General features: G+C 58.6%; 17 protein-coding genes. 1 reads left to right on the top strand and 16 read right to left on the bottom strand.

The features are described from left to right. The first annotated feature begins 25 nt into the window (after positions 1–25). On the top strand, positions 26–922 hold the full coding sequence (locus tag HMPREF2681_RS09305) for a carbohydrate kinase family protein (protein ID WP_070546905.1): 897 nt from the start codon (positions 26–28) through the stop codon (positions 920–922). A 20-nt stretch (positions 923–942) separates the two neighbouring features. Here HMPREF2681_RS09305 and HMPREF2681_RS09300 read toward each other — a convergent pair whose 3' ends face one another. The 16 genes from HMPREF2681_RS09300 to rpsG form a co-directional block, all read right to left on the bottom strand. Next, positions 943–1,602: a class I SAM-dependent methyltransferase gene (locus HMPREF2681_RS09300; RefSeq protein WP_016422062.1), complete on the bottom strand. Its 660-nt coding sequence runs from the start codon at positions 1,600–1,602 to the stop codon at positions 943–945. A 53-nt stretch (positions 1,603–1,655) separates the two neighbouring features. Then, complete coding sequence (gene mgtE, locus HMPREF2681_RS09295) at positions 1,656–3,005, bottom strand: magnesium transporter (RefSeq protein WP_070546902.1); 1,350 nt, start codon at positions 3,003–3,005, stop codon at positions 1,656–1,658. A gap of 201 nt (positions 3,006–3,206) precedes the next feature. After that, complete coding sequence (gene rpsQ, locus HMPREF2681_RS09290; RefSeq protein ID WP_042388398.1) at positions 3,207–3,485, bottom strand: 30S ribosomal protein S17; 279 nt, start codon at positions 3,483–3,485, stop codon at positions 3,207–3,209. Further along, positions 3,482–3,718, bottom strand: a complete 237-nt coding sequence (rpmC, locus tag HMPREF2681_RS09285; RefSeq protein WP_005509851.1) for a 50S ribosomal protein L29 — start codon at positions 3,716–3,718, stop codon at positions 3,482–3,484. The genes rpsQ and rpmC overlap by 4 nt, the downstream gene beginning before the upstream one ends. Further along, positions 3,718–4,134 carry a 50S ribosomal protein L16 gene (rplP, locus tag HMPREF2681_RS09280; RefSeq protein WP_016422059.1) on the bottom strand — a complete coding sequence of 139 codons (417 nt, stop codon included), beginning with the start codon at positions 4,132–4,134 and terminating at the stop codon, positions 3,718–3,720. Before rplP ends, rpmC begins: the two co-directional genes overlap by 1 nt. Before the next feature lie 3 nt (positions 4,135–4,137). Further along, a complete protein-coding gene (gene rpsC / locus HMPREF2681_RS09275) occupies positions 4,138–4,878 on the bottom strand; it encodes a 30S ribosomal protein S3 (RefSeq protein ID WP_016422058.1) in 741 nt (246 codons plus the stop codon). Continuing rightward, the gene (gene rplV, locus HMPREF2681_RS09270; RefSeq protein ID WP_005509775.1) at positions 4,878–5,240 is read right to left on the bottom strand and encodes a 50S ribosomal protein L22; all 363 of its coding nucleotides are present in this window, start codon (positions 5,238–5,240) and stop codon (positions 4,878–4,880) included. Before rplV ends, rpsC begins: the two co-directional genes overlap by 1 nt. 3 nt (positions 5,241–5,243) lie before the next feature. After that, entirely contained in the window at positions 5,244–5,522 is a 279-nt protein-coding gene (rpsS, locus tag HMPREF2681_RS09265) for a 30S ribosomal protein S19 (protein ID WP_005509882.1), read from the bottom strand. Between the two features lie 14 nt (positions 5,523–5,536). Then, positions 5,537–6,379, bottom strand: a complete 843-nt coding sequence (rplB, locus tag HMPREF2681_RS09260; protein WP_016422056.1) for a 50S ribosomal protein L2 — start codon at positions 6,377–6,379, stop codon at positions 5,537–5,539. A gap of 37 nt (positions 6,380–6,416) precedes the next feature. Next, positions 6,417–6,722 carry a 50S ribosomal protein L23 gene (rplW, locus tag HMPREF2681_RS09255; RefSeq protein WP_005509869.1) on the bottom strand — a complete coding sequence of 102 codons (306 nt, stop codon included), beginning with the start codon at positions 6,720–6,722 and terminating at the stop codon, positions 6,417–6,419. Then, positions 6,722–7,369, bottom strand: a complete 648-nt coding sequence (gene rplD / locus HMPREF2681_RS09250) for a 50S ribosomal protein L4 (protein WP_016422055.1) — start codon at positions 7,367–7,369, stop codon at positions 6,722–6,724. The genes rplW and rplD overlap by 1 nt, the downstream gene beginning before the upstream one ends. Continuing rightward, positions 7,366–8,022: a 50S ribosomal protein L3 gene (gene rplC / locus HMPREF2681_RS09245; RefSeq protein WP_005509762.1), complete on the bottom strand. Its 657-nt coding sequence runs from the start codon at positions 8,020–8,022 to the stop codon at positions 7,366–7,368. Before rplC ends, rplD begins: the two co-directional genes overlap by 4 nt. Before the next feature lie 31 nt (positions 8,023–8,053). Further along, complete coding sequence (gene rpsJ, locus HMPREF2681_RS09240) at positions 8,054–8,359, bottom strand: 30S ribosomal protein S10 (RefSeq protein ID WP_003938093.1); 306 nt, start codon at positions 8,357–8,359, stop codon at positions 8,054–8,056. Positions 8,360–9,028: 669 nt separating this feature from the next. Continuing rightward, positions 9,029–10,219 carry an elongation factor Tu gene (gene tuf / locus HMPREF2681_RS09235; RefSeq protein WP_049170037.1) on the bottom strand — a complete coding sequence of 397 codons (1,191 nt, stop codon included), beginning with the start codon at positions 10,217–10,219 and terminating at the stop codon, positions 9,029–9,031. Positions 10,220–10,721: 502 nt separating this feature from the next. Continuing rightward, positions 10,722–12,854 carry an elongation factor G gene (fusA, locus tag HMPREF2681_RS09230; RefSeq protein ID WP_016422053.1) on the bottom strand — a complete coding sequence of 711 codons (2,133 nt, stop codon included), beginning with the start codon at positions 12,852–12,854 and terminating at the stop codon, positions 10,722–10,724. A 299-nt stretch (positions 12,855–13,153) separates the two neighbouring features. Then, on the bottom strand, positions 13,154–13,624 hold the full coding sequence (gene rpsG, locus HMPREF2681_RS09225; RefSeq protein ID WP_016422052.1) for a 30S ribosomal protein S7: 471 nt from the start codon (positions 13,622–13,624) through the stop codon (positions 13,154–13,156). Positions 13,625–13,627 lie beyond the last annotated feature (3 nt).

Here is a 13,627-nt window from a genome sequence, read left to right as displayed (position 1 = left end):
CCCCCCCCCCGATATTATTGAAGTCATGGCTATTTGTGTTTGCGGCGAAGGTCTGGTTGACCTCGTTCCGGTATCTCCTGGCAGCCTCAATAACCACGTGCCAGCGCTAGGCGGGGGTCCCTACAACGTCGCGGTCACGGCCTCTCGCCTCGGTGCGGATGTTATTTTCCAGTCCCGCCTGTCTACGGATGGATTCGGAAATGAGCTGGTCAAGCACTTGGAAACCGAAGGGGTCGACACCACTTACGTTCAGCGTGGCCCAGAGCCGACCATTCTGGCGGTAACCACCATCCACGACGATCGCTCTGCAACATACACCTTTTACACCGACGGCACGGCCACCCCACTTGTGGAGCCGAAGCTCATCGATGCGAATATCGCATGTTTTGGCACGCTGTCGCTGGCGCTGGAACCGGGTGCCAGCCGATACGCGGAATTGCTCAAGCAGTTCGCAGCCAACGACACCCTAGTCGCTTTGGACCCGAACATTCGCCCCATGTACGCAACGGATGCACACCGCGAATTCCTCATGGGCTTGCTCCCCTACGTCAATTTGTTGAAGCTCTCGGATGAGGAAGTCGAGTTCCTTGGCGAAGAGGAGCTGACTAAAGTTCCGGCCGCCGTCATCACCCGAGGTGGCGATGGGCTCACTTTGCTTGCCGACGGAAACCGCATCGATGTCCCAGCCGTCAACGCGAATGTCGTTGACACCATCGGTGCTGGGGACACAATTATGGGCGCACTTTTAGCGCAAATTGAGGAACGAGGCCTGACGGCCGCTGACCTGACTTCGGTATCAACGGACCAGTGGCGCGAGATTCTGCACTATGCGGCCGCCGCGGCTGCCATCACTGTGTCCCGCAAGGGAGCGCAGCCGCCGGCCAAGCTTGAGGTTGAAGAATTGCTGGCTAAGGATTCCTAGTCAGCGCTACTTAGTCCGCTCTATTTAGCTCGCTCAAGCACTGCAACCAGGAACTGAGACTCACCGTCAAAGGGACGAAGATCCCACGTGGAATAACGCTGAATCACGGTGAGCCCAGCCTCCTGCGCAGTCGTTTCAAAATCCGCAAAGTCCCAGCCACGGCCAGCACCGAAGCCGATAATGGCACGACCGTTCTCCGGATTCAGCACCTCCGCGAAGCCCTGCAGTACTTTCGCGCGGTCTTCTGGCGCTACGAAAGTCAGCACATTGCCGGGGCAAATGATGACGTCGAAGGCGGATGCCGTGTCATCGTGGGGTGTGTTCTCCAGCCCGTCGTCAAGCACGTGCGGCAGCTGCGCCAAGTCCCCTACCAACCACGTCGCGTCCGGGAACTGTCGCTTTGCCTCGTCGATGAGATAGGGGTCGACGTCGACACCGACGACTCGATGACTAGCCTTCGCCAGGTAACCGCCGACGCGCCCCTGCCCACAGCCGGCATCCAGGATTCGAGCGTGGCGTGGCGCCATTGCATCCACCAACCGCGCCTCGCCGTCAATATCGCGGCCCTCGCGCACGAATCCCCGCCAGCGGTTGGCGTAGCGGCGGGAATGCTGCGGATCGGCGGCGATAATTTCTTTCCAAGTGCGGTGATTGTGGGTGCCATTGCTCATGGCCACCATTATGGCGTAGTTGGTCTCTTTTCTATACCGCCGACGTCCCCTGCGCGACGGGACTAGATTCCCAATACTGACTTAGCGATCAGGAAGTAGATGATCAGACCGGAGGCATCGACAAGAGTGGTAATGAACGGGTTAGCGAAGACGGCTGGGTCGATGCCGAACTTCTTACCGATTAGCGGCATGATGCCACCGACAGTTGCCGCGAGAGTACAAATACCCAGCAGCGTCAGGCCAATCACTAGGCCGATGTCCCAGCCGTAAACCAAGCCAGCCAATAGCAGGCCGAGAGTACCAAGCAATAAACCGAGGAAGGCACCGACTCTCACCTCGCGGAGAATGACTTTGAATATATCGCGGGGTTGGACATCCCCCAGCGCCAACGCACGCGTAATCGTAGTTGCAGCCTGGTTACCGGTATTGCCACCTGTACCGATCAGCAGCGGCACGAATACCGAGAGAACTACCATCTGAGACAGAGTCTCTTCGAAGGTTTCTAGGACTTGCACGGTCAATGTTGCACCGATAGCAAGCACGAGCAGCCACACCACGCGAGAGCGAACAATCTCGAAAATGGGCGTCGCGAGATAGGGCAAGCGCAGAGGCTCAGAACCGGAAATACGAGCTTGGTCCTCGGAGTCTGCCTCTTCCAGAATCCGGAGGGCGTCGTCCACCGTGAGCAGACCGATAACACGCTGCTCGCTGTCGACGATCGGCAGAGCTAGGCGCTTACGATCAGCGCACATGCGGGCTACCTTCTCTTCGGATTCGGTCGCCTCTGCGTAATCGGCCTTCCGCAAAATCGCCGCAACATGGATATCACTGCTGGCGCGCATCAGTTCACGAAGGCTAACCACTCCCACCAGCCGACGATTCCGGTTCGACACCGGCAGCGTGTAGATGGATTCGGCATCATCCAGATGCTTGTAGACGGTCTCCAGAGCCTCCCCCACCGTCATATCGTCGTGAAGCGACACCAGCTCCGGGCTCATCCGACGCCCAATGGAACCATCGGGGTAACCGAGGACGATGTTGGTTAGCTCTCGCTCATCATCCGGCAGATCGGCAAGCAGTTTTGCAGCGACAGACGCAGGAAGCTCGTCGAGCAGCTCTGCTCGATCGTCCGGTTCCATCTCCGCGAAAACTGCGGTGACTTCAGGATCACGGAGGCTGTCAATCAGGTGCGCCTGCAGAGCCGAGTTCAGCTCATCGAAGGTTTCAACCGCCGTGTCTTTCGGCAGTGTGCGGTAGAACAGCGCACGTTCCCCATGGCTGAGGCGGCGCATCTTTCGAGCGGCAGCCTTGGGTTCAATATCAGTTAAGAGCCGCGACAGCGTAGCCACGTCATGTGAGCGAAGCGCGGACTCGAGATCTCGATCATCAATCCTGGTCACGTCAATAGTCACCGAACTTCTCCCCTCACAAAGCACAAATCCTGGCCAATGCTATCAGAGATAAAAACCCATCAAACCTGGACTGAGCGGACTAGAAATACGAAGGAACATGGCTTTCTAAAAAAACAAAGCCCCGCCACAGAAAACACTTTCGTGTTTCCCGCGACGGGGTTCTCGTCGTAAAGCCCGAGCTGATTGCTCAGCTGACGGGTCTTACTTAGCCTTCTCGATGATCTCGATCAGGCGGTAGTGCTTGTCCTTGGAGAGCGGACGGCACTCTTCGATGCGGACGCGGTCGCCCACGCCAGCCTCTTCGTTTTCGTCGTGCGCCTTGACCTTAGAGTTCGTGCGCATGATCTTGCCGTACAGGGCGTGCTGCTTGCGGTCCTCGAGCTCGACGACGATGGTCTTCTGCATCTTGTCGGACACGACGTAACCGGTGCGCACCTTGCGTGCGCCAGCCTCGGTGGTGTTCATGTTTTCCTCACTCATGCTGCATCACCATCGGTTGGTGCAGCAGACAGGCCGAGCTCGCGCTCACGCATAACGGTGTAAATGCGAGCAATATCCTTGCGGACAGTGCGGAGACGGCGGTTGTTGGTCAGCTGACCGGTAGCGCTCTGGAAACGGAGGTTGAACAGCTCCTCCTTAGACTCCTTGAGCTTGGCAACCAGGTCATCGTTATCCAGCGAGCGAAGCTCGTGGGCGGGAATGCCGTTCGACATCAGTACTGATCCTCCTTCCGAACGATTCGGGTCTTAATCGGCAGCTTAGCGCCTGCGCGCTTCAGTGCCTCGACAGCAGTTGCCTCGTCCGGGTAGGACATCTCGAACATGATGCGACCCGGCTTGACGTTTGCAACCCACTTCTCGACCGGGCCCTTACCGGAACCCATACGAACACCCAGTGGCTTCTGGGTCAGCGGACGGTCCGGGAAAATCTGGATCCAGACCTTACCACCACGCTTGACGTGGCGGTTAATAGCAATACGCGCTGCCTCAATCTGACGGTTGGTGATGTAGGCCGGCTCGAGAGCCTGGAGACCGTAGTCACCGAAAGTCACCTTGTTGCCGCCCTTGGACATACCAGAACGGGTCGGGCGGTGCTGGCGACGGAACTTAACGCGCTTCGGGATGAGCATGAATTAGCCCTCCTTCTTCTCAGATGCACGCTGACGACGCTTGCCACCACGACGCGGACGGTCGTTGCCGCGACGCTGGCGGTCGTTGCCGGCGTTGATCTCGGACTCGCGACGGCCACCGATCACGTCACCCTTGTAGATCCACACCTTGACGCCAATGCGGCCGAAGGTGGTGTGAGCCTCGTGGGTGCCGTAGTCGATCTCCGCACGCAGGGTGTGCAGCGGAACGCGACCCTCGTGGTAGCGCTCGGTGCGGCCCATCTCGGCACCGCCGAGACGACCGGAGCAGACAACCTTGATGCCCTTGACGTGCGGCTGACGCATTGCAGACTGGATAGCCTTGCGCATTGCACGACGGAAAGCGACACGGTTGGCGAGCTGCTCAGCGATGGACTGAGCGACCAGCTTCGCATCCGCGTCAATGTTCTTGACCTCGAGGATGTTCAGCTGAACCTGCTTGCCGGTGAGCTTCTCGAGCTGGCCGCGGATGCGGTCAGCCTCGGAGCCACGACGACCGATAACAATGCCCGGGCGTGCGGTGTGGATGTCCACACGCACGCGATCACGGGTGCGCTCGATAACGACATCGGAGATGCCGGCGCGCTCAAGACCGGTGGACAGCAGATCGCGGATCTTGATGTCCTCGGCCAGGTAGTCAGCGTACTGCTTGTCGGCGTACCAGCGGGACTTCCAGTCGCTGGAAATACCGAGGCGAAGACCGTGTGGATGGATCTTCTGTCCCACTATCGGTCACCTTCCTTCTGGCTCTCGACGACCACGGTGATGTGGCTGGTGCGCTTGCGGACGTGGAAAGCACGGCCCTGCGCACGCGGGCGGAAGCGCTTCATGGTCGGTCCCTCGTTGGCGTAAGCCTCGGAGATGACCAGAGTACGACGGTCCAGGCCGAAGTTGTTCTCAGCGTTTGCAGCTGCAGACGCAACAACCTTGGCGACCGGATCAGCAGCACCCTGCGGAGCGTACTCCAGGATGTTCAATGCCTCGTCGACGGACTTACCGCGAACGGTGTCCAGGACGCGACGTGCCTTCATCGGAGTAACGCGGACGAAGCGCGCAGTTGCGCGTGCAGAAGTAATGTCGTTGCTCATGGCTTATCGACGTCCCTTCTTGTCATCCTTGACGTGACCCTTGAAGGTCTTGGTCGGGGCGAATTCGCCCAGCTTGTGGCCGACCATAGAGTCATCCACGAACACCGGCACGTGCTTGCGACCGTCGTGAACGGCGAAGGTGTGGCCGATGAAATCGGGGAGAATCGTGGAGCGGCGAGACCAGGTCTTAATGACCTGCTTGGTGCCCTTCTCGTTCTGTGCATCGACCTTCGCGAGGAGGTGCTCATCGACGAACGGGCCCTTCTTAAGGCTGCGTGGCATTCTCAGTTCCCTCCTTAGCGCTTCTTATTCTTGTTGGTACGACGGCGACGAACGATCAGCTGGTCGCTCGGACGGTTCGGCTTACGGGTGCGGCCTTCCTTCTGGCCCCACGGGGAAACCGGGTGGCGACCACCGGAGGTCTTACCCTCACCACCACCGTGCGGGTGGTCGACCGGGTTCATGACAACACCGCGGACAGTCGGGCGCCAGCCCTTCCAGCGCATACGGCCGGCCTTGCCCCAACGGATGTTGATCTGATCCTGGTTTCCGACCTCACCGACGGTTGCACGGCAACGTGCGTCGACGCGACGGATCTCAGAGGACGGCATACGCAGAACTGCGTACTTGCCTTCCTTACCGAGAAGCTGAATAGAAGCACCAGCAGAACGTGCCAGCTGTGCACCAGCACCCGGCTTGAGCTCCACGCAGTGAATAGTGGAACCGGTCGGGATGTTGCGCAGCGGAAGGTTGTTACCAACCTTGATGTCGGCATTAGCGCCGGACTCAACGATGGCACCCTGCTTCAGGTTCTTCGGAGCGATGATGTAGCGCTTCTCACCGTCTGCATAGTGCAGCAGTGCGATGTTGGCGGTACGGTTCGGGTCGTACTCGATGTGAGCGACCTTTGCCGGAATGCCGTCCTTGTCATTACGACGGAAGTCGATGACACGGTACTGGCGCTTGTGTCCGCCACCCTTGTGGCGAGTGGTGATGTGACCGTGGACGTTACGGCCACCAGTCTTCGACAGCGGGCGCAGCAGAGACTTCTCAGGAGTCGAGCGAGTAATCTCGCTGAACTCGGAGACGGAGCTCTGGCGGCGACCCGGCGTAGTCGGCTTGTACTTACGAATAGCCATACTTTTGCTCTTCCTTAACTTCCTCGTCGGCTAGCGGCTAAGCTGCCGAACCGCCGAAGATGTCGATGGGATCGCTGCCGGCCGCGAGAGTCACGTAGGCGCGCTTGGTGTTCTTGCGCTTGCCGTAGCCGGTGCGGGAACGCTTGCGCTTGCCCTCACGGTTGAGGGTGTTGACGGAAGCGACCTTGGCACCGAAAATCTCCTGGACCGCGATCTTGATCTGGGTCTTGTTAGCGTCGGTGTGGACCAGGAACGTGTAAACGCCCTGCTCCATGAGTCCGTAGGACTTCTCAGACACTACCGGTGCAACAATGATGTCGCGGGGATCTGCGATGGTAGCCATTACTTCTCCTCCTTACCGGCGGTGCGAGTGATGAAGTCATTGAGTGCCTGAACGGCGAAGATGACGTCATCGGCCTTCAGAACATCGTAGGTGTTCAGCTGATCCTCAGACAGGATGTGGACACCTGGCAGGTTACGAACCGACTTCCACGAGTTGACGTCCTCGCGCGGCAGAACGACGAGCACGTTGCGGCGCTCAGTCAGACGTTCGACGAAAGTACGAGCTGCCTTGGTGGACGGGGTCTGGCCTGGGACCAGTTCCTCGACAACGTGGATGCGGTCGTGGCGAGCACGGTCAGAGAGTGCGCCGCGCAGAGCAGCTGCAATCATCTTCTTCGGGGTGCGCTGGCTGTAATCGCGCGGCACCGGGCCGTGGACAACGCCACCGCCGGTCCAGTGCGGAGCACGGATCGAACCCTGACGAGCGCGACCGGTACCTTTCTGGCGCCACGGCTTGCGGCCACCGCCGCGAACCTCACCGCGGGTCTTGACCTTGTGGGTGCCCTGGCGAGCTGCTGCACGCTGTGCGACAACAACCTGGTGCATCAGGGCGATGGACACCTCCGCGTCGAACACGGAAGCAGGAAGCTCAACCGAACCGTTCACGCCGCCTTCAGCGGTGTGTACGTCTAGCTTGAGGTTGGTCATGCGTGAGCACCACCCTTCGTGGCAGTCTTAACAACCAGCAGGCCGCCGCGTGCACCCGGAACTGCGCCCTTGATGAGCAGCAGGTTCGCGTCAGCGTCAACCTTCTGGATCTTCAGGTTCTGGGTCGTGACCCGGTCGTTACCCATGCGGCCTGCCATGCGCTTGCCCTTGAAGACGCGTCCTGGCGTGGCGCAAGCGCCAATGCCACCAACACGACGGTGAGCAGCCTGGTTACCGTGAGCGGCACCCTGGCCAGCAAAGCCGTGGCGCTTCATACCACCGGCGAAGCCGTGGCCCTTAGAGGTACCAGTGACGTCGACGTACTCAATTTCGCCGAAGATGTCGACACCAACGGACTGGCCGACCTCGTAAGAGGAAGCGTCCGGGGTGCGAATCTCAACGCTGTGGCGACGCGGGGTCACACCGGCCTTCTTGAAGTGGCCGGCCTCCGGCTTGTTGACCTTTCGCGGGTCAATTTCGCCGTATGCAATCTGGACGGCGTCGTAGCCGTCGGTTTCCTTAGTGCGCACCTGAGTCACTACGCACGGCCCAGCCTCAACGACGGTAACCGGAACAACGCGGTTCTCCTCGTCGAAGATCTGAGTCATACCGAGCTTCGTGCCCAGGATGCCCTTGATCTCGTTTTCACTCATTTATCTTGTCTCCGCTACCAAAAGTCCAGGATCACTGAATGTTCACATCGACACTTGCCGGAAGGTCAATGCGCATAAGTGCATCGACTGTCTTCGGCGTTGGATCGAGAATGTCGATCAGACGCTTGTGAGTGCGCATCTCGAAGTGCTCGCGCGAGTCCTTGTACTTGTGCGGCGAACGGATAACGCAGTAAACGTTCTTTTCGGTTGGCAACGGCACCGGGCCAACGACGCGTGCACCCGTACGGGTAACGGTCTCCACGATCTTTCGCGCAGAAGCGTCGATAGCCTCGTGGTCGTAGGCCTTGAGCCTGATGCGGATCTTCTGTCCGGCCACGCTTGTCCTCTCCTCGGTCGGCGCGCCCCAATTAAAGGGGCGTCGACCCTGTCAATGTTTCTCGACGCCGTCAGCAACTATGGCCAGCGCCAGAAATCAAAACTGGGTTGTGCATTACTTCAAAGCGATTTCGTCTTCGATCGTCATGGCAAATTAACTTATGGCCATGACCCGAGCGGACGAATAACGCCTTGCACTCAAATCCCAGTGGAAAACAAGTCCCCCTCGTGGGGCTCTTCATTTGCCTACTGCCGCTGTTAATTTGCCATGCCACCTCCGACCCCCGCGGTCGGGCGTGTCGCCCGTTTTCTCCGTGAGGCACGATTGGGAAGAAACTTCCCTACGTGGTCATGCTCGCCTTACCATAGGCGCTATGTCCAATTCCGTACTGGTTCCCAGCTGGGCCTGATACAACAATTGGCGCGAACGCCTTTGTTAAAGCAACCTCCGTATTAAAGCACGTCCGGGCTACGAATGTAAAATCACGATTCCAAAGTGCAACGTACATCACACCCATTACGGCACAGTCTGCTTGACGACGGCTATTGCGCCGCCCCGCCCGGTCTAGTGTCGGCTATGTACAGATACAAAAAATCCCGACTTCCGCTTACGCGGAGTCGGGATTCTTCTAAGACTTAAGTTAAAGCATTTCCCCTATGGGGAAAAGACTTACTTAACGATCTTGGTAACGCGGCCAGCGCCGACGGTGCGGCCACCCTCGCGGATAGCGAAGCGCAGGCCCTCGTCCATTGCGACCGGCTGAATCAGCTTGACAGACATGTCAACGTTGTCGCCCGGCATGACCATCTCGACACCTTCCGGCAGGGAAACGACGCCGGTGACGTCGGTGGTGCGGAAGTAGAACTGCGGACGGTAGTTGTCGAAGAACGGGGTGTGACGGCCGCCCTCATCCTTGGACAGGATGTAGACGGAACCCTCGAACTCGGTGTGCGGGGTGTAAGCGCCCGGCTTAGCAACGATCTGACCGCGCTCGATGTCCTCACGCTTGGTACCGCGGAGCAGCAGACCACAGTTGTCGCCAGCCTCAGCGGAATCCAGCAGCTTGCGGAACATCTCGATACCGGTAACGGTGGTCTTCTGGGACTTCTCCTTGATGCCCAGAATCTCGACCTCGTCGTTAACGTTCAGAACGCCGCGCTCAACACGACCGGTAGCAACGGTGCCGCGACCGGTAATGGTGAAGATGTCCTCAATCGGCATCAGGAACGGCTTGTCGGTCTCGCGAACCGGATCCGGGATGTTCTCGTCGCAAGCTTCCATCAGCTCGAGGATGGAGTTGACCCACTTCTCTTCGCCCTCAAGAGCCTTCAGAGCGGAGATGTGGACGATCGGAGCTTCCTCGTCGTAGTCCTGCTCAGCCAGCAGCTCGCGGACCTCCATCTCGACGAGCTCGATGATCTCTTCGTCGTCGACCATGTCGCACTTGTTCAGTGCAACGAGGATGTACGGAACGCCAACCTGGCGAGCCAGCAGAACGTGCTCGCGGGTCTGCGGCATCGGGCCGTCAGTAGCAGCGACAACCAGGATTGCGCCGTCCATCTGAGCAGCACCGGTAATCATGTTCTTGATGTAGTCGGCGTGGCCCGGGGCATCGACGTGAGCGTAGTGGCGCTTCTCCGTCTGGTACTCAACGTGGGAAACGTTGATGGTAATGCCACGTTCCTTCTCTTCCGGTGCCTTATCGATGGCATCGTAAGCGAACGACTCGTTCAGGTCCGGGAACTTGTCAGCCAGAACCTTGGTGATAGCGGCGGTAGTGGTGGTCTTACCGTGGTCAACGTGACCAATGGTACCGATGTTGACGTGCGGCTTCGTACGCTCGAACTTCGCCTTTGCCACTTTTAGTCCTCCTGGAGGTCTAGGTGGCCACGACTCTCGCAGCCACAATTTTGTGGTCACTCAATCCGCCTTCACAAGCATCAGAAGCCTTGAAGCTGTTCGCTTCCGACTTCGGAACGTGCGCGCGCAAAAGAGCACTATTCTTTCACTGTGCCAGTTACTCGATACTAGGGCAGGATACTGGAGTTTTCCAAACCAGACCAACCCCCTAGTTAAGGGTGGGTAACGGCCAGCAACTCACATCGTCATTTACCTGCATAAATGCTAGATATTTGAGCTGCGATCTAAAATCGGCCAACGATATGAATTGCGAGCAGCTACCCCCTAGAGCTTGCCTGTGCTAACACACGCCAACAGTCTGACGATGTCTCAGCACAGTCAAAGCTAGAGGGAATCTACTAAAGCTGCAGACCCTCGCACTGCGTTCTCTAAAAGAGTGACAGTGCAGTGCGTGCAGGGATGGGGTCAACTCTGATTGAGTGCCCCACCCTACCGGCGTGATTTAAGCGCCGGTACGAGCTGCAATGATCTCCTCGGCCACGGAGGACGGAACCTCAGCGTAGGAGTCGAAGATCATGGTGTAGTTAGCGCGACCCTGGGTCTTGGAACGCAGGTCACCAACGTAGCCGAACATCTCGGACAGCGGAACCAGAGCCTTGACAGCCTTGACGCCGGTGCGGTCTTCCATGGAGTTGACCTGGCCACGACGGGAGTTGATGTCACCGATGACCTCACCCATGTACTCTTCCGGAGTAATGACCTCAACGGCCATCATCGGCTCGAGCAGGACCGGCTTAGCCTTCTGAACAGCTTCCTTCAGAGCCTGCTGACCAGCGATCTTGAAGGCCATTTCGGAGGAGTCAACCTCGTGGTAAGCACCGTCGAGCAGGGTTGCCTTGATGTTCACCAGCGGGTAGCCGGCGAGGGTACCGTACTGCATTGCATCCTGGATACCAGCGTCGACAGACGGGATGTACTCCTTCGGAACGCGGCCACCGGTGACCTCGTTTGCGAAGAGGTAAGTTGTGGACTCGCCTTCTTCCACCTCTTCAGCGGACGGGGAGTACGGCTCCAGAGCAATGATGACGCGGGCGAACTGACCCGAACCACCGGTCTGCTTCTTGTGGGTGTACTCGAACTTCTCGACCGGCTTGCGGATGGTCTCGCGGTAAGCAACCTGCGGGTTACCGATGTTTGCTTCGACCTTGAACTCGCGCTTCATGCGGTCAACCAGGACGTCGAGGTGGAGCTCGCCCATACCGCCGATAACGGTCTGGCCGGTTTCCTCATCCAGGTGAACGGTGAAGGTCGGGTCCTCTTCAGCCAGACGCTGAATAGCGGTACCCAGCTTCTCCTGGTCAGCCTTGGACTTTGGCTCAATAGCAACGGAGATAACCGGATCCGGGAAGGACATGGACTCCAGAACGATCGGAGCATCCTGTGCACACAGGGTGTCACCGGTGGTGGTGTCCTTCAGACCAATGAAGGCGTAGATGTTACCTGCCACTGCCTCGTCAACAGGGTTCTCCTTGTTGGCGTGCATCTGGAACAGCTTACCGACGCGCTCCTTCTTGTCCTTGGTGGAGTTCAGGACCTGCTGGCCAGGCTCCACACGACCGGAGTAAACGCGGACGAAGGTCAGCTTGCCGAAGAACGGGTGAGCAGCAATCTTGAATGCGAGAGCGGAGAACGGCTCATCCTTAGACGGCTTACGGACCATATCGACGTCCTCGTCGCCCATCTGGTGGCCGTGAACCTCACCGATGTCCAGCGGATTCGGCAGGAAGTCAATGACAGCGTCGAGCAGCGGCTCAACACCCTTGTTCTTGTACGCGGTACCACAGTAGACCGGGTAGACCTCAGAGTTGATAACCATCTTGCGGATGGCGCCCTTGATCTCGTCCATGGTCAGCTCTTCGCCACCGAAGTACTTCTCCATGAGCTCCTCGTCGGACTCAGCGACGGTCTCAATGAGCTTCTCACGGTACTCGTTAGCCTTGTCGACCATGTCCGCCGGAATCTCCTCGACCTGCGCAGGAGTGCCGATCTCAACCTTGCCCGGCCACATGAGGGCCTTCATCTCCAGCAGGTCAACAACGCCGTCGAAGTCATCCTCAGCGCCAATCGGCAGCTGCATAACCAACGGCTTAGCACCGAGGCGGTCAACGATGGTGCCAACGGTGTAGTAGAAGTCAGCGCCCAGCTTGTCCATCTTGTTGACGAAGCAAATACGCGGGACATCGTACTTCTGAGCCTGACGCCAAACCTGCTCAGACTGCGGCTCGACACCTTCCTTACCGTCGAAGACTGCGACGGCACCGTCGAGCACACGCAGGGAACGCTCAACCTCAACGGTGAAGTCGACGTGGCCCGGGGTATCGATGATGTTGATCTGGTTGTCGTTCCAGAAACAGGTCACAGCAGCGGAGGTAATGGTGATACCGCGCTCCTTCTCCTGCTCCATCCAGTCGGTGGTAGCGCCACCATCGTGAGTCTCGCCGACCTTGCGGTTAATACCCGTGTAGTACAGGATGCGCTCAGTCGTAGTCGTCTTACCAGCATCGATGTGCGCCATGATGCCGATGTTGCGGACCTTGTGGAGGTCCTTCTTAACGGGAAGTGCACCTTCAGCCACTTGATTCCCCACTCGTTTCAAATCGGTTTGGCGGTGAGACTCAATTACGGGATTGCAATTGGCCGTCAAATCCGCCGTCGGTCGGGTTTGCTTTATCTATAATGCCACCGTCTTGGCGCGAAGTCGCGCCGTGACGTACACCTATTGCGTAAATTCTACGCAAGACATCGGGTGTAAGCGCCGGGCTGGCCCCTATTGAGTGACCCTTAAAGATCTGTGGACCGCGACCGACGCGCGCCGTTGACATACCGGCAGCTGCTCTACGACGGTGACCACTCGCGGCCTCCGTCGATAAGCGATTACCAGCGGTAGTGAGCGAATGCGCGGTTTGCTTCCGCCATCTTGTGAGTGTCCTCACGACGCTTGACGGATGCACCCAGGCCGTTGGATGCATCGAGAATCTCGTTAGCGAGACGCTCGGTCATGGTGTTCTCACGGCGCTGACGGGAGAACATCAGCAGCCAGCGCAGTGCCAGCGTGGTGCCACGGCCCGGACGAACCTCGACCGGGACCTGGTAGGTGGCGCCACCAACACGGCGGGAACGAACCTCAAGAGCCGGCTTGACGTTCTCGATTGCGCGCTTCAGAGTCAGCACCGGATCAGTACCGGTCTTCTCTTCGCACAGCTCAAGTGCACCGTAGACGATGCGCTCTGCAGTCGACTTCTTACCGTCGATCAGAACCTTGTTGACCAGCTGCGACACCAGAGGGGAGCCGTAGACCGGGTCGTTGACGACAGGACGCTTCTGTACTGGGCCCTTACGTGGCATGGC

It is taken from the genome of Corynebacterium sp. HMSC064H12, assembly GCF_001809925.1.
GTDB lineage: Bacteria > Actinomycetota > Actinomycetes > Mycobacteriales > Mycobacteriaceae > Corynebacterium > Corynebacterium jeikeium_D.
Note: the sequence above shows the minus strand (reverse complement) of the source record. Positions and strands in the feature narration are given on the sequence as shown.

Coding starts and splice junctions, on each gene's coding strand:
- rplC (WP_005509762.1), bottom strand. CDS start 8,022: ATGAGTGAAAACGAGATCAAGGGCATCCTGGGCACGAAGCTCGGTATG.
- rplW (WP_005509869.1), bottom strand. CDS start 6,722: ATGGCTACCATCGCAGATCCCCGCGACATCATTGTTGCACCGGTAGTG.
- HMPREF2681_RS09300 (WP_016422062.1), bottom strand. CDS start 1,602: ATGGTGGCCATGAGCAATGGCACCCACAATCACCGCACTTGGAAAGAA.
- rplD (WP_016422055.1), bottom strand. CDS start 7,369: ATGACCAACCTCAAGCTAGACGTACACACCGCTGAAGGCGGCGTGAAC.
- rplB (WP_016422056.1), bottom strand. CDS start 6,379: ATGGCTATTCGTAAGTACAAGCCGACTACGCCGGGTCGCCGCCAGAGC.
- rpmC (WP_005509851.1), bottom strand. CDS start 3,718: ATGTCGAACGGCATTCCCGCCCACGAGCTTCGCTCGCTGGATAACGAT.
- rpsQ (WP_042388398.1), bottom strand. CDS start 3,485: ATGAGTGAGGAAAACATGAACACCACCGAGGCTGGCGCACGCAAGGTG.
- HMPREF2681_RS09305 (WP_070546905.1), top strand. CDS start 26: ATGGCTATTTGTGTTTGCGGCGAAGGTCTGGTTGACCTCGTTCCGGTA.
- rpsG (WP_016422052.1), bottom strand. CDS start 13,624: ATGCCACGTAAGGGCCCAGTACAGAAGCGTCCTGTCGTCAACGACCCG.
- rpsS (WP_005509882.1), bottom strand. CDS start 5,522: ATGCCACGCAGCCTTAAGAAGGGCCCGTTCGTCGATGAGCACCTCCTC.
- rplV (WP_005509775.1), bottom strand. CDS start 5,240: ATGAGCAACGACATTACTTCTGCACGCGCAACTGCGCGCTTCGTCCGC.
- rplP (WP_016422059.1), bottom strand. CDS start 4,134: ATGCTCATCCCGAAGCGCGTTAAGTTCCGTCGCCAGCACCGCCCGACC.